General features: G+C 65.6%; 24 protein-coding genes. 18 read left to right on the forward strand and 6 right to left on the reverse strand.

The genetic code is table 11. The features are described from left to right. The first annotated feature begins 59 nt into the window (after positions 1–59). Positions 60–512, forward strand: a complete 453-nt coding sequence (locus ARC78_RS07100) for a DUF6491 family protein (protein WP_054657932.1) — start codon at positions 60–62, stop codon at positions 510–512. Positions 513–548: 36 nt separating this feature from the next. Here ARC78_RS07100 and ARC78_RS07105 read toward each other — a convergent pair whose 3' ends face one another. From ARC78_RS07105 to htpG, 4 genes are all read right to left on the reverse strand, one after another. Beyond that, a complete protein-coding gene (locus ARC78_RS07105; protein WP_057505994.1) occupies positions 549–827 on the reverse strand; it encodes an oxidative damage protection protein in 279 nt (92 codons plus the stop codon). Positions 828–844: 17 nt separating this feature from the next. Next, positions 845–1924 (reverse strand): A/G-specific adenine glycosylase, encoded by a 1080-nt coding sequence (mutY, locus tag ARC78_RS07110; RefSeq protein WP_057505995.1) that lies wholly within the window; start codon positions 1922–1924, stop codon positions 845–847. After that, on the reverse strand, positions 1924–3261 hold the full coding sequence (ftsY, locus tag ARC78_RS07115; protein WP_054657930.1) for a signal recognition particle-docking protein FtsY: 1338 nt from the start codon (positions 3259–3261) through the stop codon (positions 1924–1926). Before ftsY ends, mutY begins: the two co-directional genes overlap by 1 nt. A gap of 120 nt (positions 3262–3381) precedes the next feature. Next, positions 3382–5286 carry a molecular chaperone HtpG gene (gene htpG / locus ARC78_RS07120; protein ID WP_057505996.1) on the reverse strand — a complete coding sequence of 635 codons (1905 nt, stop codon included), beginning with the start codon at positions 5284–5286 and terminating at the stop codon, positions 3382–3384. A gap of 198 nt (positions 5287–5484) precedes the next feature. On the opposite strand from htpG, the gene rsmD reads away from it, so the two are divergent. The 6 genes from rsmD (at position 5485) to ARC78_RS07150 (ending at position 10315) form a co-directional block, all read left to right on the forward strand. Further along, positions 5485–6108 (forward strand): 16S rRNA (guanine(966)-N(2))-methyltransferase RsmD, encoded by a 624-nt coding sequence (rsmD, locus tag ARC78_RS07125; protein WP_057505997.1) that lies wholly within the window; start codon positions 5485–5487, stop codon positions 6106–6108. Next, on the forward strand, positions 6105–6629 hold the full coding sequence (coaD, locus tag ARC78_RS07130; RefSeq protein ID WP_054658567.1) for a pantetheine-phosphate adenylyltransferase: 525 nt from the start codon (positions 6105–6107) through the stop codon (positions 6627–6629). The genes rsmD and coaD overlap by 4 nt, the downstream gene beginning before the upstream one ends. Positions 6630–6655: 26 nt before the next feature. Beyond that, a complete protein-coding gene (locus ARC78_RS07135; RefSeq protein ID WP_054658565.1) occupies positions 6656–7147 on the forward strand; it encodes a hypothetical protein in 492 nt (163 codons plus the stop codon). A 129-nt stretch (positions 7148–7276) separates the two neighbouring features. Continuing rightward, positions 7277–7561 (forward strand): YfhL family 4Fe-4S dicluster ferredoxin, encoded by a 285-nt coding sequence (locus tag ARC78_RS07140; RefSeq protein ID WP_054658563.1) that lies wholly within the window; start codon positions 7277–7279, stop codon positions 7559–7561. Next, positions 7558–9300: a gamma-glutamyltransferase gene (gene ggt / locus ARC78_RS07145; protein ID WP_057505998.1), complete on the forward strand. Its 1743-nt coding sequence runs from the start codon at positions 7558–7560 to the stop codon at positions 9298–9300. The genes ARC78_RS07140 and ggt overlap by 4 nt, the downstream gene beginning before the upstream one ends. A 121-nt stretch (positions 9301–9421) precedes the next feature. Continuing rightward, the gene (locus ARC78_RS07150; RefSeq protein ID WP_054658561.1) at positions 9422–10315 is read left to right on the forward strand and encodes an MBL fold metallo-hydrolase; all 894 of its coding nucleotides are present in this window, start codon (positions 9422–9424) and stop codon (positions 10313–10315) included. A gap of 45 nt (positions 10316–10360) precedes the next feature. Here ARC78_RS07150 and upp read toward each other — a convergent pair whose 3' ends face one another. Beyond that, complete coding sequence (gene upp, locus ARC78_RS07155) at positions 10361–10993, reverse strand: uracil phosphoribosyltransferase (protein ID WP_057505999.1); 633 nt, start codon at positions 10991–10993, stop codon at positions 10361–10363. 205 nt (positions 10994–11198) lie between these two features. Between upp and ARC78_RS07160 the strand changes: the two genes are divergently transcribed. The 5 genes from ARC78_RS07160 (at position 11199) to ARC78_RS07180 (ending at position 17297) form a co-directional block, all read left to right on the forward strand. Further along, positions 11199–13712, forward strand: a complete 2514-nt coding sequence (locus ARC78_RS07160) for a TonB-dependent receptor (RefSeq protein ID WP_054658571.1) — start codon at positions 11199–11201, stop codon at positions 13710–13712. After that, the gene (locus ARC78_RS07165) at positions 13709–14824 is read left to right on the forward strand and encodes an NHL repeat-containing protein (protein ID WP_054658558.1); all 1116 of its coding nucleotides are present in this window, start codon (positions 13709–13711) and stop codon (positions 14822–14824) included. Before ARC78_RS07160 ends, ARC78_RS07165 begins: the two co-directional genes overlap by 4 nt. 38 nt (positions 14825–14862) lie before the next feature. After that, the gene (locus ARC78_RS07170) at positions 14863–16194 is read left to right on the forward strand and encodes a purple acid phosphatase family protein (RefSeq protein ID WP_057506000.1); all 1332 of its coding nucleotides are present in this window, start codon (positions 14863–14865) and stop codon (positions 16192–16194) included. Between the two features lie 273 nt (positions 16195–16467). Beyond that, positions 16468–16956, forward strand: coding sequence for a hypothetical protein (locus tag ARC78_RS07175; RefSeq protein ID WP_054657830.1), 489 nt, complete (start codon positions 16468–16470; stop codon positions 16954–16956). Between the two features lie 47 nt (positions 16957–17003). Beyond that, the gene (locus tag ARC78_RS07180; RefSeq protein WP_054657832.1) at positions 17004–17297 is read left to right on the forward strand and encodes a hypothetical protein; all 294 of its coding nucleotides are present in this window, start codon (positions 17004–17006) and stop codon (positions 17295–17297) included. Between the two features lie 97 nt (positions 17298–17394). Here ARC78_RS07180 and ARC78_RS07185 read toward each other — a convergent pair whose 3' ends face one another. After that, on the reverse strand, positions 17395–18891 hold the full coding sequence (locus ARC78_RS07185) for an aminotransferase class III-fold pyridoxal phosphate-dependent enzyme (protein WP_057506001.1): 1497 nt from the start codon (positions 18889–18891) through the stop codon (positions 17395–17397). Positions 18892–19008: 117 nt separating this feature from the next. Here ARC78_RS07185 and ARC78_RS07190 point away from each other — a divergent pair, with 117 nt between their 5' ends. The 6 genes from ARC78_RS07190 to secF all read left to right on the forward strand — a co-directional run bounded on the left by ARC78_RS07190 (position 19009) and on the right by secF (position 25098). After that, the gene (locus ARC78_RS07190; RefSeq protein ID WP_054657834.1) at positions 19009–19440 is read left to right on the forward strand and encodes an Lrp/AsnC family transcriptional regulator; all 432 of its coding nucleotides are present in this window, start codon (positions 19009–19011) and stop codon (positions 19438–19440) included. A 67-nt stretch (positions 19441–19507) separates the two neighbouring features. After that, positions 19508–20548 (forward strand): tRNA preQ1(34) S-adenosylmethionine ribosyltransferase-isomerase QueA, encoded by a 1041-nt coding sequence (gene queA, locus ARC78_RS07195; RefSeq protein ID WP_054657835.1) that lies wholly within the window; start codon positions 19508–19510, stop codon positions 20546–20548. Positions 20549–20614: 66 nt separating this feature from the next. Further along, positions 20615–21754, forward strand: a complete 1140-nt coding sequence (gene tgt / locus ARC78_RS07200) for a tRNA guanosine(34) transglycosylase Tgt (protein WP_054657837.1) — start codon at positions 20615–20617, stop codon at positions 21752–21754. Between the two features lie 125 nt (positions 21755–21879). Beyond that, entirely contained in the window at positions 21880–22209 is a 330-nt protein-coding gene (yajC, locus tag ARC78_RS07205) for a preprotein translocase subunit YajC (RefSeq protein WP_054657840.1), read from the forward strand. A 57-nt stretch (positions 22210–22266) separates the two neighbouring features. Further along, on the forward strand, positions 22267–24111 hold the full coding sequence (secD, locus tag ARC78_RS07210; protein WP_054657842.1) for a protein translocase subunit SecD: 1845 nt from the start codon (positions 22267–22269) through the stop codon (positions 24109–24111). Positions 24112–24129: 18 nt separating this feature from the next. After that, complete coding sequence (secF, locus tag ARC78_RS07215) at positions 24130–25098, forward strand: protein translocase subunit SecF (protein WP_054657844.1); 969 nt, start codon at positions 24130–24132, stop codon at positions 25096–25098. Positions 25099–25169: the final 71 nt, after the last annotated feature.

A 25169-nucleotide genomic window follows, 5' to 3' on the forward strand; every position in this document is an offset into this window, starting at 1 on the left:
CGGATGATCGCCATGCGGGTGCCATGCCCGTGGTTACCCTATGTCCAAGGAGTCATGTCATGAGAAAGCTGCTGGTTACCTTGATTGCTCTCGCCGCACTGGCTGGGTGTGCAACCACGGGCAAGTTGTCCAGCGATGAGCGGCTGGCGCTGTATCGCGCCCATGCCGGCGAACCGGTAAAGGATTTCCAGTATTTCGGCTCGCTCAACGGCTGGACCGAGCTGGGCGACAGCGCACTGGCGGTGTGGACCCGCCCCAGTGAGGCATATCTGCTGGAGCTGATGGGGCCATGTATCGATCTGGATTTTGCGCCGGCCATTTCAGTGACCAACCAGATGGGGCGGGTATCTGCCCGGTTCGACAGTGTGATCGTGCTTGGCGCTGGCTTGGGTGGGCCGGGCATTCCCTGCCGGATCCAGACCATCCGGCCAGTGGACGTGAAGGGCCTGCGGCAGACCGAGAAGGCGTTGCGCGAAGCCAGGTTGCAGGAGCGCGAAGCGGCCAAGCCGTAATCGCACCGCGGGCCGCAGGTGGCCCGCGCCTCGGGTTCAGCCCTGGGTGTCGGGCGTCACATAGCCGGCCGGCTTTTCCGCGCCACCAGCGAACAGGTACTTCACCAGTTCTTCTTCCAGAAACGCGCGATGCTTCGGATCGCGCGGCGAGAGCCGGTTCTCGTTGATCAGCATGGTCTGGTGCGCCAGCCACGATGCCCAGGCCTGCTTGCCGATGCCAGTGAAGATGCGCTGCCCCAGCTCGCCGGGATAGGGCACGAAATCCAGACCTTCGGTTTCGCGTTGTTCGTACTGGCAGAAGACGGAGCGGGACATGGCGTATTCCTGTTGGATCAGTGCGCCGGGTGGCGCTCTAGCAGTTTGCGGATCGGTGCGGGCAGCCCCAGCGAGGGCAGTTCACTGGCTGCCACCCAGCGCAGGCTGTCATTGTCGCCGACCCTTGCGTGGAGGGCGACCTTGCGCACGTGCAGCGGCTGCAGGTGCAGGCGGTAGTGGCTGAAGGTATGCACGATCGGCGGCAATTCCTTGCTGTTGTCATAGTCACCGGCAATGTTGTCGGCAAACCACTGCCGCATCTGGCTGTCGGTTTCGGCCTGGGGCAAGGTCCACAGCGAGGCCCAGATACCGGTCGGCGGGCGCTTGAGCAGCAGGATGCGACCCTGCGCGTCCTCCAGCAGCAACGCGGTGGCCTCGCGTTCGGGCAGGGTCTTGCTCGGTTTGGGCGTGGGCAGCGACTCGACCAGTCCTTGCGCATGGGCAATGCATGAAGTCTGCAGCGGGCACAGGATGCAGGCCGGCTTGGCGCGGGTGCACAGCGTGGCGCCGAAATCCATCTGCGCCTGGGTGTAGTCGGCCATGCGGCCGGCGGGCACCTGGGTGAGCTGTTCGGCAGCCAGTGCCCACAACTGCTTTTCGATGGCGGGAAGGCCCGGAAAACCGGCAATGCCGTGATAGCGGGTCATCACCCGCTTCACGTTGCCATCGAGGATCGGCAACGGGTCGTTCCAGGCCTGGCTGAGGATCGCACCTGCGGTACTGCGGCCGATGCCGGGCAGGGCGAGCAGGGCCTCGAAATCGCGGGGCAGTTCACCGCCGTGCAGTTCAACGCATTGCTTTGCCGCGGCATGCAGGTTGCGGGCGCGGGCGTAGTAGCCCAGCCCGGCCCAGTGCGCCATCACCATGTCGTTGTCGGCGGCGGCCAGATCGGCCAGCGTCGGGAACGACTGCACAAAGCGCAGGAAGTAGGGGGTGACCGTGGCCACCTGCGTCTGCTGCAGCATGATCTCCGACAGCCATACCCGGTATGGCGAACGCGGGTGCTGCCACGGCAGATCGTGGCGGCCGTGCTGGTCGAACCACGCCAGCAGCGGCGCAACGAAGCTGTCGGCGCCGGCGTTGTCCGTGTGCGGCATCAATTGCCGCTGCTGCCCAGCGCTTCGGGCAGCAAGGCGTCGACGAAGGCTTCCGGATCAAACACGCGCAGATCTTCCGGGCGCTCGCCGATACCGGCAAAACGGATCGGAATGCCGAACTCGCGGGCCAGCGCGAACACCACGCCGCCCTTGGCGGTGCCGTCCAGCTTGGTCACCACCAGCCCGGTGACGCCGGCGGCGGCGTGGAACTGGCGCAGCTGTGACAGCGCGTTCTGGCCGGTGGTGCCATCGATGACCATCAGCACTTCGTGCGGAGCGGTGTCGTCGATCTTGCCGAGCACGCGGCGGATCTTGCTCAGTTCGTTCATCAGGCCGGTCTGGGTGTGCAGGCGGCCGGCGGTATCGGCGATCAACACGCTGGTGCCACGCGCCTTGCCGGCCTGCAGGGCGTCGAACGCGACCGAGGCGGCATCGGCGTTCTGGCCCTGGGCGACCACGGCCACGCCGTTGCGCTCGCCCCAGATCTGCAGCTGGGCCACCGCGGCGGCGCGGAAGGTGTCGCCGGCGGCCAGCATCAGGCTGTGGCCCTGATCCTTGAAACGCTTGGCCAGCTTGCCGATGGTGGTGGTCTTGCCGACGCCGTTGACGCCGACGGTGAGGATCACAAACGGCTTGGCGTTGGCGTCGATGACCAGCGGCTTGGCCACTGGCTGCAGCAGTGCGATCAGGTCCGCGCGCAGTGCGGCCAGCAATGCATTGGCGTCGGCGAATTCGCGCGATTTCATGCGCTTGCGCAGGTCTTCGACCAGCGCGGTGGTGGCCGGCACGCCGACGTCGGCGGTGATCAGCGCGGTCTCGATCTCGTCGAGCAGGTCGTCGTCGAGTTTGGGATTGCGCGAGAACAGGCCGCCGAAGCTGCGGGCGAGGGTGCTGTTGCGCAGCCGTTCGCGCCAGCCGAGCTTGCCGGAGGCGGCGGCCGGTGCGGCGCTGGCGGGAATAAGCGCATCGTCGGTCGCCGCGGTTTCGACTGCGGGCACTGCAACCGCTACCGGTGGCGCCTCTTCCTGCGCGGCGGGCATTGGTTCGATCACTGCGGCCGGCGTTTGCGGAGCGGCCGGTACGGCAGCTGTCGCTGCGCTGATGACGGATGCAGGCTGTGTTTCGGCCACCACACTGGCCGGAGCAGGCGTCTCGCTCACGGCCGTGGCAGGGGATTCAGCCGCCGGCGCCGGAAACGCTTCACTGGCATCGATATGCGGTGAGGCATCGGCGGGTGCTTTCGGGAACGCTGCGGCCAGCTCCTCCGCGCTCAGCGTGGACGGCTTGGCGGGCTGTTGGGCGTCGTCGTTCTTCTTGCGGCGGAAAAAGCTGAACATGAGGGAAAAAGGTCTGAAATCAGCGGCATATGCTACCACCGGGGCCCGCAGGGGGGCGGTGGCGGATAAACGCGGAGCCGGCACAGGGCCGGCTCCGGGCGGGAGCTGCATGGGCGCAAGTTACGCCGATAGCTCCAGCAGCAGCTCGTTGAGGCGGCGCACGTAGCCGGCCGGGTCCTTCAGGCTGTCGCCGGCGGCCAGTGCGGCCTGGTCGAACAGCACGTGGGCCAAGTCGTTGAAGCGGTCCATATCGGCTTCCGCGTCGAGCTTCTCGATCAGCGGATGGGCCGGGTTGAACTCGAACACCGGCTTGGACTCCGGTACCTTCTGGCCGCTGGCTTCCAGGATCTGGCGCATCTGCAGCCCCAGATCCTGCTCGCCGATGGCCAGGATCGCCGGCGAATCGGTCAGGCGGTGGGAGACGCGCACTTCGGCCACGTCCTCGCCCAGCGCGGTCTTCAGGCGCGTGACCAGGGCCTCCTTGGTCTTGGCGACTTCCTCCTGCGCCTTCTTGTCCTCTTCGGTTTCCAGCTTGCCCAGGTCCAGGTCGCCGCGGGCGATGTCGACAAAGGACTTTCCGTCGAACTCGTTGAGGTAGCCCATCAGCCACTCGTCGATGCGGTCGGTCATCAGCAGCACTTCGATGCCCTTCTTGCGGAACACCTCCAGGTGCGGGCTGTCCTTGACCTGCTGGTAGCTTTCGCCGGTCAGGTAATAGAGCTTGTCCTGGCCGTCGATCATGCGGGCGACATAGTCGGCCAGGGCCACACTCTGCTCGCCGCTGCCGTCATGGGTGGAGGCGAAGCGCAACAGGCCGGCGATCTTCTCGCGGTTGCCGTAATCCTCGGCCGGACCTTCCTTCAGCACCTGGCCGAAGTTCTTCCAGAAGCCGGCATAGTCCTCCGGCTTGTCCTTGGCCAGCTTCTCCAGCATGTCCAGCGAACGCTTGGTCAGGGCCGACTTCATCGAGTCGATCACCGGGCCGGACTGCAGGATTTCGCGGGACACGTTCAGCGGCAGGTCGTTGGAGTCGACCACGCCCTTGATGAAACGCAGGTACAGCGGCAGGAACTGCTCGGCCTGGTCCATGATGAAAACGCGCTGCACATAGAGCTTCAGGCCCTTGGGCGCGTCACGGTGGTACAGGTCGAACGGGGCGCGACCGGGGGTGTACAGCAGCGAGGTGTATTCCAGCTTGCCCTCGACCTTGTTGTGGCTCCAGGCCAGCGGGTTGGTCGGATCGTGGGCGATGTGCTTGTAGAACTCCTGGTATTCCGCGTCGCTGATCTCGGACTTGGCGCGGGTCCACAGTGCATTGGCGCGGTTGACGGTCTCCCATTCCGGCGTGGCCGGCTTGTCGGCTTCCTCGCCGTGGTGCTCTTTCTGCAGCTCGATCGGCAGGCCGATATGGTCGGAGTACTTCTTGATCAGGCTGCGCAGCTGCCAGCCGTCGGTGTAGCTGTCCTCGCCTTCCTTCAGGTGCAGCACGATGCGGGTGCCGCGCTCGGGCTTGTCGATGGTGGCGATCTCGAACTCACCTTCGCCCCTGGAGGACCAGTGCACGCCCTCGCTGGCCGGCAGACCGGCGCGGCGACTGTAAACGTCGACCTGGTCGGCGACGATGAAGGCCGAATAGAAGCCCACGCCGAACTGGCCGATCAGGTTGGAGTCCTTCTTCTGGTCGCCGGACAGGTTCTTCAGGAAATCGGCGGTACCGGACTTGGCGATGGTGCCCAGGTGCGCGATGGCTTCCTCGCGGCTCAGGCCGATGCCGTTGTCGTCGATGGTCAGGGTGCGCGCGGCCGGGTCGGCCTCGATGCGGATGCGCAGTGGCGCGCCGCCTTCCAGCAGCTCGGGCCGGGTCAGCGCTTCGAAGCGCAGCTTGTCGGCGGCGTCGGCGGCATTGGACACCAGCTCGCGCAGGAAGATTTCCTTGTTCGAGTACAGCGAATGGATCATCAGGTGCAGCAGCTGCTTCACCTCGGTCTGGAAGCCCAGGGTTTCCTTTTGGGTTTCTGCGTTCATCGGTCGGTCGTGCTCCATGGCTGACATGCCGCGTGGGGATCGCGGCGGCTGACTCCACGGGTAAGGGTGATTGAACCGATTTCAAGGCTTGGGTGGCCCGGCAGGTGCTTGGTCTATCATTCCCGTCCTGTTTTCCGCTCGAAGGTCCGTGCCGCCAATGTCCTTGATTTCTCGCCTGTTCCTTCCGGTGGTGGGCACATGAACGGCCGCAGCAAGGCGGCCGGTCCAGCTGGTGGCGGACAGGTGCGTATCGTCGGTGGGCGCTGGCGCAATACCCGGCTGCAGGTGCCGGACCTGCCGGGGCTGCGTCCGACCAGTGACCGCGTGCGCGAGACCCTGTTCAACTGGCTGATGCCCAAGCTGCCCGGTGCCCGGGTGCTGGACCTGTTCGCCGGCAGTGGCGCGCTGGGGCTGGAGGCGCTTTCGCGAGGCGCGGCCTCCGCCGTGCTGGTCGAGCGGGATCCGGCCCTGGTCACGGCGCTGCGCGCGGTGGTGACCCGGTTGGGCGCCGAGGGGCAGGTGCAGGTCACCAGCGGCGATGCGCTGCGCTGGCTGGACACGGCCGCGCCGCAGCAGGCCGATATCGTGTTCGTCGATCCGCCGTTCGCCGATGGCCTGTGGGAGCAGGTGATCGAGCGCCTGCCGCGACATATCGCGCCGGGTGCGTGGCTGTATGTGGAGGCGCCAGCGCAGCGGCGGCAGTCGTTGCCGCCGGAATGGAGCCTGCATCGCGAGGGCGGCACCCGCGAGGTCGGCTATGCCCTGTATCGGCATGCCACTGTTACACTTCGCAACGACTTGAACGCGGTAAACAACGCATGACTTCGGCCAATCGTCGTATTGCCGTCTATCCGGGGACATTTGATCCGATCACCAATGGTCATATCGACCTGGTGAACCGGGCTGCGCCGCTGTTCGAGAAGATCGTGGTCGGTGTGGCCTTCAGCCCGTCCAAAGGCCCGACCTTGCCGCTGGACCTGCGTGTGGAGCTGGCGCGTGAGGCGCTCAGGCGCCACGGGAATGTGGAAGTCGTGGGTTTCGATACGCTGCTGGCGCATTTCGTACGTTCAGTGCATGGCGGCGTGCTGTTGCGCGGTCTGCGCGCGGTGTCCGACTTCGAATACGAATTCCAGATGGCGAGCATGAACCGCCATCTGATCCCGGAGGTCGAAACCCTGTTTCTGACCCCCTCTGAACAGCACAGCTTCATTTCCTCCTCGCTGGTGCGTGAAATCGCCCGGCTGGGCGGGGATGTGTCCGGTTTCGTGCCGGCAACCGTGCTGGAAGCGCTGCGCAAGGCCCGCGAAGCCCGCGCGGCCGCCGAATCCTCCAAACAGCTGTAACGAACACCTTTAAAGGGAGAACCACCATGAAGAAAACGATGCGCGTGATGTTGGCCGCTTCGCTGGTGCTGGCCTTCGCGGCCTGCAAGAAGGAAGAGGCCGCGCCGGTCGCCGACGCCCAGCAGGCGCTGGTCGCCCCGGCCAAGGACGACGATGCCGGCTGGAAGAAGTACCTGCAGGCCGTGGCCGTGCAGAACATGGGCAACATCACCGCCAGCCCGTTCCTGTACTACCTGCCGCCGGAGTCCGATCCGGAATTCGCCGCCAAGTACGGCCGCCAGGTGGAAAGCGCCACCGTCGCCATCAGCCGCGGCATCCAGCCGGGCAACATGCTGGCCTTCGGTTCCTCGGCTTCGGCCAAGATGGCCGACATGATCGATACCGCGTTCAAGGACGTGCAGGCCGATTCGATGAAGGGCGTGCGCGTGGTGTTCATCGGCGATGCCGCCGACAATGCCCGCGTGCAGACCATCGTGCAGCCGACCGGCGCCGATTACATCTTCGTTGAAGCCAAGTAATACCCGTGCAAGGCCGGGCACGCGCAATGCGTGCCCGGTTGCGGCCGGCAGCGATGTCGCGCCGCAGGCAACCGGTCGCGGCTGGGCCCACCGGTTCAACGCTGGCAGGCGCGGGCATGGAGTAGTGCCATGTCGTTGAAAATCAATGAGCTCTGCGTCAATTGCGACGTCTGCGAGCCTGCCTGCCCGAACAAGGCGATTTCCATGGGCGAGACGATCTACGTGATCGACCCGGCCCGTTGCACCGAATGCGTCGGCCATTTCGATGAGCCGCAATGCGTGGTGGTCTGTCCGGTGGAATGCATCGACCCGGACCCGGATATCCCCGAAACCCAGGAGCAGTTGCTGGCCAAGCTGTTCGGCCTGCAGCGCGACCATCCCGAACTTTACGAACCGGAGGATCCGACGGCATGAAACCGTTTGCCCGTTCCCTGTTGTTGTGTGCATGGCTGTTGAGCCCGAGCGTGTGGGCCTCGGACACGGCACCGGCCCGTGCCGCCCATCCTGACGGAGCGGTCATCGCCAGCGGCCATTCACTGGCCACCGATGCCGGCATGGAAATCCTGGCCAAGGGCGGCAACGCCTTTGATGCCGCGGTGGCGGTGTCCTCGACATTGGCCGTGGTCGAGCCGATCAGCTCGGGCCTGGGTGGCGGCGGATTCTTCCTGCTGCACGATGCCAGAACCGGCAAGGATGTGATGCTGGACGCGCGCGAGACCTCGCCCGAATCGGCCACGCCGGAGCAGTTCCTGGACAAGCACGGCGAGCTGGATCGCGACCGCTCGGTCAACGGTCCATGGTCGGCTGGAATCCCGGGCCTGCCGGCGCTGCTGGTGCAGGTGGCCCGCGAACACGGCCGGCTGCCGCTGACCGACTCGCTGGCGCCGGCAATCCGGGTCGCCCGTGACGGCTTCCCGGTGTATGCACGTATGGCCCGTGGCTACGAGTCGCGCCGCGAGGTGATGGAGCGTTATCCGGGGACCCGCGAGGTCTACCTGCGCAACGGCCGTCCGATCGCCGAAGGCGACATCTTCAAGCAGCCGGAGTTGGCGCGCACCCTGCAGCTGCTGGCGGAGAAGGGCTTTGACGGTTTCTACCGCGGCGAAACCGGCAGGAAGCTGCTGGCCGGGGTGAAGCAGGCCGGCGGCCGCTGGACCGCCGCGGAGCTGGCCGGCTACCGGGTCAAGACCCGCGAGCCGATCGTTTTCAACTACCGCGACTGGAAGATCACCACCGCCTCGCCGCCGTCCTCCGGTGGCATCGCGCTGGCATCGATGCTGCAGATCCTGGAAGGCTGGGACATCAACAAGATGGACGAGGCCCACCGCACCCACCTGGTGGTGGAGGCGATGCGCCGCGCCTATCGCGACCGCACGTTCTTCCTCGGCGATCCGGACTTTGTCGATATCCCGCAGAAGGTGTTGACCAGCCGCGACTATGCGCAGGGCCTGCGCGCGACCATCCATCCGGAGAAGGCGACGCCGAGTGACCTGCTGTCGGGCAATCCGACGCCGCTGGAAGATGACGAGACCACGCACTTCTCGATCATCGACGGCGAAGGCAACCGCGTCGGCGGCACCCAGACGGTGAACCTGCTGTACGGCTCGGGGCTGATCCCGGCCGGCACCGGCGTGTTGCTGAACAACGAGATGGACGACTTCGCACTCAAGCCGGGCACCCCGAATGCGTTCGGCGTGATGGGCTACGAGGCCAACGCGCCCAAGACCGGCAAACGCATGTTGAGCTCGATGACGCCGACGTTCATGGAGAACGAGGACAAGGTCATCGTGATCGGCACGCCAGGCGGCAGCCGCATCATCACCATGGTGCTGCTGGGCATCCTCGGCTACGACGCCGGGCTGGATGCGCAGCAGGTGGCCGCATTGCCGCGTTACCACCACCAGTGGCTGCCCGACGAGATTTCCGCCGAGTCCGGCGCGTTCTCGCCGGACGTGGCCAGGCAGTTGCAGGCGATGGGGCACAAGGTCGACTTGCCGGGCGACTCGGCCGAAGGCGGGCGCGGTTCCAGCCACGTATGGGGCAACCTGCAGACGGTGGAATGGGACCGTCGCAGCAACACCCTCAGCGGCGGCACCGACCCGCGCAATCCGGTCGGCAGTGCCGAGGTCAAGCGCAACGCAACGGCCGACTGACACGCGCGCCGAACAACGCAAAAAGCCCCGCCGCCCGGCGGGGCTTTTCTGTTCCGGGGTGTCAATAATCCGGCGCTGTCGGCTTGCGAATATTTAACGCGGAGTCAGTAGAATTTTTCATATGAAACTATGGTCGATCCGCGGTAATTCGCAAAAACTCGATGGCGGTGCAATGTTCGGCAACGCCCCCAAGGCGTTGTGGGAAAAGTGGGCACCGGCCGATGACCTCAACCGGATCGAACTGGCATGCCGGGCGTTGCTGGCCAGTCCGCTGGCCGGCAAGACGGTGCTGTTCGAAACCGGTATTGGCGCGTTCTTCGAGCCGAAACTGCGCGAACGCTACGGTGTGCAGGAGCCGCGGCATATCCTGATCGATTCGCTGCGCGAAGCCGGCTTCGAGCACGAGGATATCGATGTGGTGGTGCTGAGCCATCTGCATTTCGACCACGCCGGTGGGCTGCTGGCGCCATGGTCGGAAGGCCGCGTGCCGGAGCTGCTGTTTCCCAACGCCACCTTCGTGGTGGGCGCCGCGCACTGGGAGCGGGCGTTGCATCCCCATCCGCGTGACCGCGCCAGTTTCATCCCCGAACTGCCGAAGCTGCTGCAGGACAGCGGGCGGCTGGAAGTGGTGTCCGGCGAGTATTCGAAGGTGCTCGGGGAATCGGTGCGTTTCAGTTTCAGCGACGGCCACACGCCGGGGCTGATGCTGGCCGAGATCGTCGGCCCGGAGCGGGTCGATGGCCTACCGCGCGGTGGCGTGGTGTTCTGTGCCGACCTGATTCCCGGCCGCTCGTGGGTGCATGTGCCGATCACGATGGGCTATGACCGCAATGCCGAGCTGCTGATCGACGAGAAGCGCGCGTTTCTGGAAGACAAGCTTGCGCGCAACGTGCATCTGTTCTTCACCCACGATCCGCAGTGCGCGATGGCGCAGGTGGTGCGTGATGAGAAGGGCCGTTTCGGCACCGCCCATGAAGTGGCCGAGCTGAAAGCCCGCGCGCTGGCCTCTGCCTGAAAACTGCCCGAAGGTCCCGGGCGATGGCGCCCGGGACCGTGGTAATCAGCCCACGCGGGTACCGAAGATGCGATCGCCGGCATCGCCCAGGCCCGGCAGGATGTAGGCCTTGTCGTTGAGGCGCTCGTCGATGGCGGCGGTGAAGATCTCCACGTCCGGGTGCGCGGCCTCCACGGCCTTGAGGCCTTCCGGTGCGGCGACCAGGAAGATGCCCTTGATGCGGCGGGCGCCGGCGCGCTTGAGCATGTCGATGGTGGCGATCAGGGTGCCGCCGGTGGCCAGCATCGGATCCAGGATCAATGCGTCGCGCTCTTCCAGGCGACCGGTCAGGCGCTCGAAATAGGGCACCGGCTGCAGGGTCTCCTCATCGCGCTGCAGGCCGACCACGCTCACCCGTGCGGCCGGAATCAGCGACAGCACCCCGGTCAGCATGCCCAGGCCGGCGCGCAGGATCGGCACCACGGTGATCTTGGCCCCGGCGATGCGCTGCACCTGCACCGGACCGGCCCAGCCTTTCATCGTGTGGCTCTCGGTGTCCAGATCGGCGGTGGCCTCGTAGGCGAGCAGGGTACCCAGCTCGTTGACCACTTCGCGGAAATCCTTGGTGCTCATGTCCGGATCGCGGAGCAGGCCGATCTTGTGCTGGACCAGGGGGTGGCGGACTTCGACGATTTTCATGGCGGATATGACGGCAGGGGAGAGTGGCCAGTGTGCCGCAGGCCCTCTGTATCCGGCCAGTACGGCGTTGCAATACGACCGTCCCCGGGCTGTCATCGCCGCGCAATCCCACTGACATACCGTGCCCACCCATCCTTTACATCCTCTGGGGGCGGTAGTGCGCAAGCGCGTGTTGGTGATGGCGGTGACGACGGCGGTGGTCTGTATGGCCACCGCGCAGGCTGGGCAAAGGCCGGTTGCTCCGGATGGCGCGGTGGTTGCCGCCGTCACGGCGGCAGCGGTGGATCTGCAGCGGATCGAGGTGCGTGCGCAGCGCGAGGCGCAGATCCGGGCGGTCGAACTCAAGCGCGATGCCGATGCGATCCAGGATGCGGTGGCTTCCGATTCGATGGGCGACTACCCGGACATGAACGTCGCCGAGTCGCTGCAGCGGTTGCCCGGCGTCAGTGTCACCCGCGACCAGGGTGAAGGCCGCTTTGTGGTGATCCGTGGTCTGGATGCGGCGCTCAACAGTGTCAGCATCGATGGCATCGCGGTGGGCACGCCGGAAGATTCCTCGCGCGCCGCGCCGCTGGACGTGATTCCCACCGATTCGACCGAACGCCTACGGGTGATCAAGTCGGCCACGCCGGACATGCCGGGCGATGCCATTGGCGGCAGTGTGGTGGTGGAGTCGGCCTCGGCCTTCGACCGCGACGGCCGTTCGCTCAAGGGCAAGCTCGAAGCCAGTCACCAGCAGCTTTCCGGCAAAACCAGCCCCAAGGCCGCGTTCAACTACAGCGAGGTGTTCAACGACACCTTCGGTATCGCGCTGGGTATCAATCATCACAAACGCAGCTTCGAGTCGGACAACACCGAGGTTGCCTACGGCAGCTTCGACGGGGGCGCCGACGATGACCTGGCCGCACTGGAGATCCAGCGTCGCAAGTACAGCATCGAGCGCACCCGCAGCGGCGCCAACCTCAATCTGGACTGGCGACCGGACCAGGACAACCGCTACTACCTGCGCACGCTGTACAGCCGCTTCGATGATGCCGAAACCCGCCAGCGCACTGTGTTCGGTCTGGAGGACGGTGTCATCAGTGCGCTGGGCGGTGGCCGCTACCAGGTGGATGACCTGCCGGCCGACGCGATCAGCAAACGCATGCGCTACCGCACCAAGGAGGAGGACACCTTTGCCGCCAGTCTCGGCGGTGAAAACCGCCTGAGCAATGCGGTGCTTGATTACCGGCTGGGCTATACCAGGACCCGCGAGCGCGTGAATGATGAAATGGAAGCGCGCTTCGAGTACGGCGGTGCCGACCTGTCGGCCACGATCGACCAGAACCGCGACATTCCCGGGTTGGACTTCAGTGATGCCGGGTGGATGGACAGCGCCAACTACACGTTCGACCGGGTGGTGATCGGGCCCAAGCAGGTGGATGACAGCGAACGCAGCGCGCAGGCCAATATCCGTTTCGATGCCGACCATGCCAGCTACAAGCTCGGCCTGCTCGGCCGCTGGCGCGAGCGTGCGGTGAATGTTGACGAGGCTGAAATGCGCCGCGGTCCGGCGGTGGATCTGACCAGCTGGAACGGTGCGACGTTGGCACACCGTGGCGGGCCGCTGGGGCAGGGCATGAGCTCGGCGGCGATGCGTCGCTGGTGGGCGAGCAGCGGTGGCCAGTACAGCGCCCGGCCGCAGGATGTCGCCGGCAACGTCATGGCCTCGCTGGAAGAGGATTACACCGCCAACGAGGACATCCTCGCCGCCTATGCGATGGGCACCTGGGATATCGGCGCATTGCGTGTGATCGGCGGCGTGCGCGTGGAGAACACCCGGTTCGATGCCAGCGGCAACCAGGTGGACATCGCCGCCGACGGCAGGACCGTTACCGTCAGCCCGCGCAACGCCAGCAACAGCTACAGCAACGTGTTGCCGGGCCTGCATCTACGCTACGACACAGGCAACAACTGGGTGCTGCGCGGCGCGCTCAACAAGAGCGTGGCGCGCCCGTCCTTCGGCGACGTGTCACCGCGGCTGGCGATGAACCGGGATGACGAGGAAGTCCGGGTCGGCAACCCGCAGCTGGACCCCTACGAATCGACCAACCTGGATTTCTCGTTCGAGCGCTATCTGGGGCAGACCGGGCTGGTCGCGCTGGGCCTGTTCCACAAGGACATCGACGGTTACATCGTGCAGACCGTCAGCGATGCCGATGCCGCATTCCCGGGCTTCGAGGTCACCCGTTCGATCAATGGCGACAGGGCCAGGGTGTTCGGCGCCGAGTTCAATTGGCAGCAGCAACTGGCGTTCCTGCCGGGGGCCTGGGGCGGCCTGCTGGTCGGGGCCAGCGGCACCTGGCTGGATACCGGATTCGATCCCGGTATCGCCGGACGTGAGCGCGATGATTTCACCCTGCCGCGCGCGTCGCGCAATGTCTACAGCGCACATGTGGGCTACGAGTGGGGCGGCTTCAGCACGCGTCTGGCCGGTGTATACCGCAGCCAGTATCTGGACAGCATCGGCGACAGCCGCGCCTACGACATCCATGTAGCACCGCACACCCAGCTGGATTTCAGTCTGGACTACCGTTTCACCCGCAACGTGAGCCTGTATCTGGAGGCGTCCAATCTGCTCGACAAACCGCTGGAGCTGTACCAGGGCGTGCGTTCGCGAACGCTGCAGAACGAGGAATACGGCCGTACCTACGCCGTTGGCCTGAAGGTGGCACTGTGAAGGCCGCGCTGCTGTGTAGCGGCTTGGCCCTGGCCCTGGCGCTTGTCGCCTGCCAGCCGGCTGCCAGAAGCTCCCATCCGCTGACTGCGGCCGACATCGCCGAGGGTGCGCGCCCGCCGGCCGCCAAGCGGGTAGGGGAGGCCTTCCTCACGCCGATGACGCCGGCCGACAACATCGATTCGCCAGCCAGCTGGCGCAACGCTGATGGCCGGGTATGGCTGATCGCCACCGCCAAGGCCACCGACAAACTGGTGGTCTACGACGGGCAGACCGGCCGGCACCTGCGTGACGTGGGTAGCAGCGGCACCGCGCTTGGCCAGTTCGACCGCCCCAACGGCATCGCCGTGCAGGGCGATCTGCTGTTCATCGTCGAGCGCGACAACCATCGCGTGCAGGTGCTGCAACTACCTGACTTCACCCCGCTGGGCACATTCGCCGGCACCGACCTGCGCAAGCCTTACGGGCTGTGGGTGAATCCGCAGCAGGACGGCTACGACGTGTACGTCACCGATTCCTACGACGAGGGCGAGGACGCCGCCGGCAACGATATCCTGCCGTCACTGGAACGTTTGAACGAGCGGGTGCGTCGCTACCACGTCCGCGTCGATGGCGGTGCCGTGCAGGCCCGTCTGGTCCGCAGCATCGGCGACACCACGGCCAAGGGGGCGCTGCGGGTGGTCGAGTCGATCTGGGGCGATCCGGACAACGACCGCCTGCTGGTGGCCGAGGAGGACGAAAGCTACGCCAGCGAGGTCAAGGTCTACACGCTGGCCGGCGATTTCACCGGCAGCACCTTCGGCGAGGGTGTGTTCAAGGCCCAGGCCGAGGGCGTGATGCTGCGTACCTGCGGCGAGGGCGGTTGGTGGATCACCACCGAGCAGGGCAAGGAGCGCAGCGTGTTCCACCTGTTCGACCGCAAAACGCTGGCCCACGTCGGCGCGTTTCATGGCAATACGGTGGCCAATACCGACGGCATATGGAGCAGCCAGCAGGCATCGGCACGCTTCCCGCAGGGCGCGTTGTATGCGGTACATGACGACCAGGGCGTGGTGGCGTTCGACTGGCGCGATATCGCCAGCGCCCTGTCGCTGCCGCAGGACTGCGCGCTGTGAGCACCCGGGGCAGGAGGTCGTGGCTGCTGCTGGCCGCCATGATGGCGGCGGCCGGAGCGGTGGGGGCCGCTCCGGCCGCGGAGCCGAACACGCAGGTACCGGCGGGCAGCAGGCACTACGCGGCCACGGGTTTCCCCGATCGCATCGTCGCCTCGCCGGCGCAGGATGCCGCGCAGGGTTTCGCGGTGGCGTGGCGGACCTCGCCGCTGTCGGCCGTGCCTCAGCTGGAGCTCGCGCTTGCCGGGGATTCACCGGACCTGGGGCAGGTGCGTGCGCTTGAGGCCCGCAGCGGCCTGTTGCAAAGCGAGAATGGCGTGTCGCAACACCACCGGGTCGACGTCCAGGGGCTGTTGCCGGACACGCTCTACGCCTACCGGGTGCAGGGACAGGACACGTGGAGCGCCTGGCATCACTTCCGTACCGCTGGCGCGGCGGGTCAGCCGCTGACGCTGCTGTACTTCGGCGATACCCAGAACAAGAACCTCAGCCATGTCAGCCGGGTGATCCGGCAGGGCTGGCAGATCGCTCCCGATGCACGCCTTGCCTTGTTCGCCGGCGATCTGGTCAGTGGGGGGGATGGCGAGGACGACAACGAGTGGGGCGAGTGGTTCGCCGCCGGTGGCTGGCTGTTGCCGGGCATGGCGGTGGCGCCCGCGGCGGGCAACCACGAATATTTCGAGGAGTTCGAGGACACCCCGCAGGAGCGTCGCGTACTCGGCAGACATTGGCCGCTGAGCTTTGCCTTGCCGGGCAACGGTGCGCCCGGTGCAGCCAGCACCACCTACTGGTTCGATTACCAGGGCATCCGCGTGGCGATACTCGACGGCACCTCGGCGCTGGATCTGGGGACGGCCAAGATGCAGGCCGATTGGCTGGAAGAAGTACTGGGCAGCAGCACGCAGCCATGGAACATCGTGGTGGTGCACCAGCCGCTGTATCCGTTGCGGGCGGAGCGGGACACCTCGGTGCTGGCCACGCAGATCCGCCCGGTCCTGCAGCGGCACAAGGTCGATCTGGTGCTGCAGGGACATGACCACACCTATGGCCGGCGTGGCGACGACAGTGGCGCTTTGCCGCAGTACATCTCCTCGGTGGCAGGGCCCAAGCAGTACCGGCTGTCGCCGCAGGCACGTGGAACGATGAAACCCACGGCAGAGGACACCCAGCTGTTCCAGGTGTTGCGGGTGGACGGCGCGCGTCTGCACTACCGTGCCTACACGGTCACCGGACGTCTGTACGACGCGTTCGAGATCCTGCGGGACACAGGCGGCGCCAAGCGTCTGGGTGAAATCACCGAAGGTCGCATCGCGCCGCGCGATTGTCCGCGCGCGGTGTCGCCCAAGGGCCGGAGCGATCGCTGCTGGGAGTGATCCGCCCCTCCCGTGGCAGCGCAGATAGGCTGCTTGCACGCCGCCAGCGTTGCCGCGGATATCTGCCACGCATGGCCCGGACGGACCCCCTGGCCTGTGTCTATACTCTGCCCCTGCGTCGTGCCGGAGAGCCGGCGGAGGCAGCCTGGCGGCACTGGTTCGAACGCCGCGGCCGCTGCTAGGACGCGCCATTGACGGTTGCCCTTTGCAGGGGCGACCGCGTCATCATCGGCCCGGTGCCGACGCACCGGGCAAGTATCACGGAGGATCGATATGCGTGCAGACAAGGGGTGGATCACGGCCGGGGCGGCATTGCTGCTGGGGGCACTGGCCTGGGGCGTGGACGCGGCACCGCCGCTGGAAGAGGAGATCGTCAATCCCAGCGAGGTGGTGTTCGAAGGCGGGCAGGCGTATGCCGATGCCGGCGATGGCAGCCTGGAGCGTCTGCGCAGCCGCCAGCAGGACGGGGAAACCGTCTATTACCGGCTGGTCCGTTACGACAACGAATTCGGCTATGTCGCCGACGACGATTCTCCGTCGGTGGCGCAGGCGTCCCGCGCGCCGGCGTCCGAGCCGGTCACGCCGTTCCGCTACTACGGCTCGGGCCATCTCTATCGGCCGGATTTCTACAACAGCCCGTACAACCGCGACGCCCGCCAGCGTTACTGGGGCCCGGGCTATTTCGGCAGCTGCAGCCGCTATGACGGCTGCAAGGAAGTGCAGTTGGTTCCGGTGGTGCCGTATCGCGTCATCGGTTATTGAGGGGCCCAGGCGGGGTGGAGCATCCACGGACACCCGACGGTCGATACATGGTGGTTCGCGGCCGTCTCTGGCGGGTCGCGAATCCCCGTCTTTCGCCACAGGAACACGAGGTGCTCGTCGGCACGCTGATGGCCGCACGCCGGCAAGTGAAAGCCGCATTGGTGGCGGGCGATCCTGCTGCGCTTTCGGCAGCACGTAGCTCGGTCAACGCTGCAAAAATCGCGCTGGGGGAGCGGGGGCCTGTCTGGTGGGAAGATGGTGCCCAGGACTTCAACCGTCACCTGGTCAAGGACACGCCTTATCGGGACTGGTATGAGAAGCACATCGGACCGCAGGCTTAGCAGTGCATTGCACTCAAGGCTGCCTGGCCGCATGGTCCAGACAGAACGGAGAACGGCGGCCACTGGCCGCCGTTCCTGTTTCACGCGAGGGGGTGGATCAGGCGGCGTCGGCCTGCGCGCGGCGCGGGCCTTCGAGCAGGGCGCGGCCGACCATGTCGACCAGCAGGTCCAGCTCGGCCTCGTCCATGTCGAAGTGCGGGGTGAAGCGCAGCGAGTTCTCGCCGCCGTGGATCACGTTGACGCCGTGCATGCGCAGCCATTCCTCGGTGGAATTGGCGCCGTAGCACTTGAACTGCGGAGCCAGCTCGCAGGAGAACAGCAGCCCGGTGCCCTGGACCTTGGTGATCAGGCCGCCGAGCCTGGCCTTGAGTGCTTCCAGCTTCTGCACTGCCTGCTCGCCGCGCACACGGATGTTCTGCCGCACTTCCGGCGACATGCGGGCCAGGGTGGCACAGGCCACGTCCAGCGCCCGCGGGTTGGTGGTCATGGTGTTGCCGTACACACCCTTGCGGTACAGTCCGGCGGCATGCTCGGTCACGGCCAGCACCGACAACGGGAACTGCGCGCCGTTCAGGGCCTTGGAATAGGTTTCCAGGTCCGGCGGGTCCAAGGTCTCGTAACCCGGATAGTCGACGAACGACAGGGTGCCGTGGGCGCGCAATGCGGCCTGGATGGAGTCGATCAGCAGCAGGCTGCCGTGTTCGCGGGTGAGTTCGCGGGCTAGCTTGTAGAAACTGGCCGGTACCGCGCGGCCCGGGTCGCCTTCGCCCATCACCGGCTCCAGGAACACCGCCTCGATGAACCACTGGTTGGCCTGGGCATCGGCGAAGACCTTGCGCAGTGCCGCCTCGTCATACGGGGCGATGGTGATGACACTGGTCTCGCCACGGTAGCTGGCCAGGTGCTGGTCATAGGCCTTACGGCTGGAGTCCGAATACAGCGCCGGACGGTCGGTGCGGCCATGGAAGCTGCCCTTGATCACCACGCGCTTGATGGTCGCGCCGGCGTGGCGGGCACCCGGATCGGTTTGCAGCTTGGCGTTGATATCGGCGATACGGGCGGCCAGGCCTACCGCTTCGGAGCCGGAATTGAGGCACATGAAGTGCGAGAACGGACAGCCGCCGCGGCTGTGGCCGATCTCCTTGCGCATGGCCTGCACGAAACGGCGCTGGGACAGGCTCGGGGTCATGATGTTGGCCATCACCTGCGGCTTGGCTGCGGCCGCCATGATGTCGGCCGGGGTATGGCCGAAACCGAGCATGCCGTAGCCGCCGGCGTCGTACAGCACCGCCCCCTTGAGCGAGACCACCCACGGGCCGCAGGCGGCCAGCGCGATATACGGCACTACCGCGTCATCGGCATAGAAGTTGACGAAACCGGCCTGCATCGCCGCGATCTGATCCTTTTCGTCCAGATCCAGCAGATCGGCGGCGTCCTTCTTGATCCGGGCGTATTCGGTGGCGGCGGCATGGATGGCGCCGGTCAGGTCGGGATGGGCAGCGGCCAGGCGTTCGATGCTGGCATCGTCCAGGCCCGAGGTCAGGCGGGTGCCGGCGTGCGCGCGAAGCGGCGCAAGGGGGCCGAGTACGGTCATGCTCATCTCCACAAAGTTTTGTATATACCCATTATCTGGAGATTCTGGACATATGGCAGCTGTGATCTCGACGGTTTTTCGGGTAATTTCGTCGAATCGACGAAACTGGTAGGCAATGTGAATATATCCCCGGCCGATGAGCGGCTGTTGTCCGTGCTGCGCGAGGATGCGCGCGCCTCCACCGCTCAGATCGCCCGCCGGCTGGGCCTTTCACGCACTACCGTGCAAAGCCGTATCGACCGGCTCGAGCAGCAGGGGGTGATCGCCGGCTATACCGTACGCACCCATGAGGATTACGAGCAGGGCCAGGTTCGCGCCCACGTGCTGATTACCGTGTCGCCACGGAAGATGCCGGTAGTGGTCAAGGCGCTGCGCGAACTGCCGGAAGTCCGCACCCTGCATTCGGTCAGCGGCAACCACGACCTGATCGCGATGGTGGTGGTCGGCGGGGTAGGCGAGATGGATGTGGTGACCGACGCCATCGGCGCCATCGACGGGGTGGAACGCACCAACAGCGCCATCATACTGTCCACCAAGTTCGAGCGCTGATCGCGCCGACCGGGCATCGCCCGTTGGCAGGACTACAATAGCCGGCTCCCCGTACGATGTTCCGGCCTTGAAGAAGTCCGATTTCCACTATGACCTGCCCGAGGCGCTGATCGCCCAGGCTCCCCTGGCCGAGCGTTCGGCCAGCCGTCTGTTGCTGGTGCCGCCGGTGCCCGGCGCCTTCGACGACCGCCATGTGCGGGATCTGCCGCAGCTGTTGCAGCCCGGCGATCTGCTGGTGTTCAACGACACCCGGGTGATCCCGGCGCGCCTGTTCGGGCAGAAGGCCACCGGAGGCCGGGTCGAGATCCTGATCGAGCGGCTGCTTGGCAAGCAGCAGGCCCGCGCCCAGATCGGTGCCAGCAAGTCGCCCAAGCCGGGCAGCCGCATCCAGCTCGATGCCGGCGGCGAGGCCGAGGTGCTCGGGCGCGATGGCGAGTTCTATGTGCTGCGCTTCGAGATTCCCGAGCCGCTGGAATCCTGGCTGGTGCATGCAGGGCGCCTGCCGTTGCCGCCGTATATCCAGCGCGAGCCCGGTGTGGATGACCGCGAGCGCTACCAGACCGTGTTCGCCCGGCAGGTGGGGGCCGTGGCCGCACCCACCGCCGGCCTGCACTTCGATGAGCCTTTGCTGGCGCAGTTGCGCGAGCGCGGGGTGCAGTTCGGCCATGTCACCCTGCACGTGGGCGCCGGCACCTTCCAACCGGTGCGGGTGGATGACCTGAGCCACCATGTGATGCACCGGGAGTGGCTGAATGTCGGCGCCGAGCTGGTGGAGCAGGTGCGCCGCACCCGCGCCGCCGGCGGCCGGGTGATCGGGGTCGGCACCACGGTGGTGCGCGCGCTGGAAAGCGCGATGCGGGACGGCGAGCTGTATCCGTTCGCCGGCGAAACCCAGATCTTCATCACCCCGGGTTACCGCATCCGCAGCGTCGATGCGATGGTCACCAATTTCCACCTGCCGGAAAGCACGCTGCTGATGATGATCAGCGCCTTTGCCGGCAGGGAGCGGGTGTTCGAGGCCTACGCCCATGCCATCGCGCAGCAGTACCGCTTCTTCAGCTATGGCGATGCGATGCTGCTGTTCCCGGCTGCGTACGACGACGCCTGATCCGCCGGGCCCTGCGCCGCGGCGCCCAATCCGCGACAATGCCCGCACGACCGACAGATAGATTCCATGTCCAGATTGCAGTTCAAACTCCAGACCTCCGATGGCCGTGCCCGCCGTGGCCAGCTGTCCTTCCCGCGTGGCACCGTTGAAACGCCGGCGTTCATGCCGGTGGGCACCTATGGCTCGGTCAAGGGCATCCTGCCCGAGCAGGTGCGGGCGCTCGGCGCCGAGATCATCCTCGGCAACACCTTCCATCTGTACCTGCGTCCGGGGCTGGAGGTGATCGCCGATCACGGCGGCCTGCACGGATTCTGCCAGTGGAGCGGGCCGATCCTGACCGACTCGGGCGGATTCCAGGTGTTTTCGCTGGCCCATCGCCGCAAGATCACCGAAGAGGGCGTGACCTTCGCCTCGCCGACCGATGGCGCGCGCGTGTTCCTAGGGCCGGAGGAGAGCATGAAGATCCAGAAGGTGCTCGATTCGGACGTGGTCATGATCTTCGACGAGTGCACGCCGTACCCGGCCACCGAGGAGGTGGCGCGCAAGTCGATGGAGCTGAGCCTGCGCTGGGCCCAGCGCAGCCGCAACGCGCACGACGCGCTGGGCAAGGATGCGGCGCTGTTCGGCATCGTCCAGGGTGGGGTGCATACCGATCTGCGCAGCCGCTCGGCCGAGGGCCTGCAGCAGATCGGCTTCGACGGCTATGCCATCGGTGGCCTGGCGGTGGGCGAGCCCGAGCACGAGCGCAATGCGATGCTCGACCACATGCATCCGATCCTGCCGGCCGATCGTCCGCGCTACCTGATGGGGGTCGGCCGCCCGGAAGACCTGGTCGAAGGCGTGGCCCGTGGCGTGGACATGTTCGATTGCGTGATGCCCACCCGCAACGCCCGCAACGGCCACTATTTCACCTCGTTCGGCACGGTCCGCATCCGTAACGCCCGCTACGAGCGCGACATGGACGTGATCGAACCCGGCTGCGGCTGCCATGCCTGCACCAGCGGTTATACCCGTTCCTACCTGCGCCACCTGGACCGCTGCAACGAGATGCTGGCGCCGATGCTGGGCACGATCCACAACCTGTTCTATTACGAAAAACTCATGGCCGACATGCGTGCGGCGATCGAGGCGGGAACCTTTATGGCGTTCCGCGAGTCTTTCTATGCAGCCCGTGGCCTCGCCGTCCCGGCGCTGTCGGGGGAGTAGCGGTAGCGCAAGCGGGCCCGGGACGGGGTTCCGGGCTCGTGGCATACTTCACTGCTGACCCAGTTTCGTGGTGGCGCCACCGGTTTCACCGCCGGGCCACGCCACCCAACACCAAGGACCAATACATGAATCTGATGGCTATCCTACTCCCCGTCGCCCAGGCCGCTCCGGCCGCCCCGGGCATGGGCACGTTCCTGCTGCCGATCGCCCTGATCGCGGTGATGTACTTCCTGATGATCCGCCCGCAGATGAAACGCCAGAAAGAACACAAGGCGATGCTGGAAAAAATCAGCAAGGGTGATGAAGTGCTGACCTCTGGCGGCATTGCCGGCGTGGTCACCGACATCGGCGACAACTTCGTCACCATCGAAGTGGCCGACAACGTCCGCATCCGCGTGCAGAAGGCCGCTATCGGCAACGTCCTGCCCAAGGGCACGCTTAAGTCCGCGGCCTGAGGCTGATCCCTTTTCGTCACGTCGCGACGCCGGGAAGGCGTCGCGCAGGATCCTGCAATGCTTGAATTTCCACGCTGGAAGTACTTCCTGATTCTGATCGTTCTGGCTGTCAGCACGCTGTACGCGTTGCCGAACATCTACCAGAAGGATCCCTCCGTCCAGATCACCGCCAATCGGGGTGGACAGATCGACGACACCCTCAAGGGTCGTGTCACTGCCGCGCTGGAAGAGGCAGGCGTGCAGGCCAAATCGGTGGAGGAGGAGGGCGAGAACAACCTGATCGTCCGCCTGCCTTCATTGGAAGCACAATCGCGTGCCAACGAGGTGCTGCGTGACACCGCCGGTGACAACTACACCGTCGCGTTGAACCTGGCCTCGACCGTGCCGGACTGGCTGGCCAACCTTGGCGGTAAGCCGATGGTGCTGGGTCTGGACCTGGTCGGCGGCGTGCACTTCGCGCTGCAGGTGGATCAGCAGGCGGCGGTGGACAAGCGGTTCGAGGCGTTCGCAGAAGATGTGCGCACCACGCTGCGTGACAGCCGCATCACCTACCGCTCGGTCGAGCGGCGCGGTGAAAACAGCATCCAGGTGGTGCTGGCCAACGCCGCCGATGCGGACAAGGCGCGTGCGGCACTGGCCAAGTCGCAGCCGACCTTCACCTACGCGGTCAGCGGTGATCGCATCGCCGTTAACGTGCCGCAGAGCGAAATGGCCCAGATCACCTCCGGCGCCATCGAGCAGAACCTGACCACGCTGCGCAACCGCGTCAACGAGCTGGGCGTGGCCGAACCGATCATCCAGCGCCAGGGCGAAGACCGCATCGTGGTCGAGCTGCCTGGTGTGCAGGACACCGCCGAGGCCAAGCGCATGATCGGCGCCACCGCGACGCTGGAATACCGCGCGGTTGTGGACGGCAATGCGCAGGACGCTGTCACCACAGGCCGGATTCCGCCGGAAGCCAAGCTCTATCGCGACCGTGGCGGCAACCCGGTGCTGTTGAACAAGCGCACCATCGTCACCGGCGACCAGATGGTCAAGGCCGACGTGGCGACCGACCAGAACGGCCTGCCGGCAGTGAGCGTGACGCTGAACAGTGTCGGTGGCCAACGCATGTTCGACTTCACCAGTGCCAACGTCGGCAAGCCGATGGCCGTGGTGTACACCGAGCGGATTCCGCAAGTGACCCTGGTCAATGGCGAGGAGCAGCGCAGCTTCCGGGTCAAGGAAGAGGTGATCTCGGTGGCAAACGTCAATGGCGTGTTCGGCAAGAATTTCCAGACCACCGGTTTGGAGAAGGCCGAGGCCGACAACCTGGCCAAGCTGCTGCGCGCCGGCTCGCTGGCTGCGCCGATGGACTTCGTCGAGGAATACGTGATCGGCCCGAGCCTGGGTGCGGAGAACGTGGCCAGCGGCGTCAAGGCCGTGGTCTTCTCCTTCATGTTCACCTTGGTGTTCTTCTCCATCTACTACCGCATGTTCGGCTTGATCACCTCGGTAGCGCTGCTGTTCAACCTGCTGATCGTGGTCGCGGTGATGTCGATGTTCGGCGCCACCATGACGCTGCCCGGTTTTGCCGGTCTGGCGCTGTCGGTGGGTCTGTCGGTCGATGCGAACGTGCTGATCAACGAGCGAATCCGTGAGGAGTTGCGACTGGGCATGCCGGCCAAGGCCGCCATCGCTGCCGGTTACGAGAAGGCCTCGGGCACCATCCTCGACGCCAACCTGACCGGACTGATCGTCGGTGTGGCCCTGTACGCGTTCGGTACCGGCCCGCTGAAGGGCTTCGCGCTGACCATGATCATCGGTATTTTCGCCTCGATGTTTACCGCCATCACGGTGTCGCGCGCATTGGCGGTGCTGATCTACGGACGCCGCAAGAAGCTGCAGTCCGTGGCTATCTGATCGGGAAGAGACCCTCAAATGAAACTGTTTCCACTTCATATCATCCCGAACGACACCAATATCGACTTCATGCGTCATCGCAAGCCCGTGCTTGCGTTGATGGTGGTGTTGCTGCTGGTTTCCTTTGCCGTCATCGGCTTCAAGGGATTCAACTACGCGCTGGAGTTCACCGGCGGTACCGTGGTGCGCACGCATTTCGAGAATTCGATCAACGTCGATCAGGTCCGCGAAAAGCTGGCCAACGCCGGAATCGAAAACGCCCAGGTGCAGAGCGTGGGCAGCGGCAACGATGTGATGATCCGTCTGCCCCCGGATGGTGAGCACAACAACGCCGCTGATGCCGCGCAGAAGGTGGCCCAGCGTGTCCAGGCGGCCATCACCACGGCCGGCAATCCGGCCACGGTCCAGCCGGGCGAGTTCGTCGGTCCGCAGGTGGGCAAGGACCTGGCGATGAACGGTATCTACGCGACGCTGTTCATGGTGATCGGCTTCCTGATCTACATCGCCGCGCGCTTTGAATGGAAGTTCGCGATGGTGGCCAGCATCACCGCGTTCTTCGATCTGATCCTGACGATCGCCTACATGTCGCTGATGGGCCGCGAGTTCGATCTCACGGTGCTGGCCGGCATGCTGTCGGTGATGGGTTTTGCCATCAACGACATCATCGTGGTGTTCGACCGCGTACGTGAAAACTTCCGCAGCCTGCGTGTGGAGCCGCTGGAAGTGCTCAACCGCTCGATCAACCAGACCCTGTCGCGCACGATCATCACCGCGGTGATGTTCTTCCTGTCGGCGCTGGCGCTGTATATCTACGGCGGCGAGTCGATGGAAGGCCTGGCCGAGACGCACATGGCCGGTGCGGTGATCGTGGTGGTGTCCTCGATCATCGTGGCGGTGCCGCTGTTGAGCATCGGTCCGTTCAAGGTCAGCAAGCAGGATCTGCTGCCCAAGGCCAAGGACGAGGAAGAGCTGGCACGTCGTCCTTGATTGACCGCTACGGTTGTCTGGAAAAGCCGCGCGTCCGCGCGGCTTTTCTTTTTGCGTCATGCCCGTGCTCA

This window comes from Stenotrophomonas pictorum JCM 9942, assembly GCF_001431585.1.
Lineage (GTDB): Bacteria > Pseudomonadota > Gammaproteobacteria > Xanthomonadales > Xanthomonadaceae > Stenotrophomonas > Stenotrophomonas pictorum.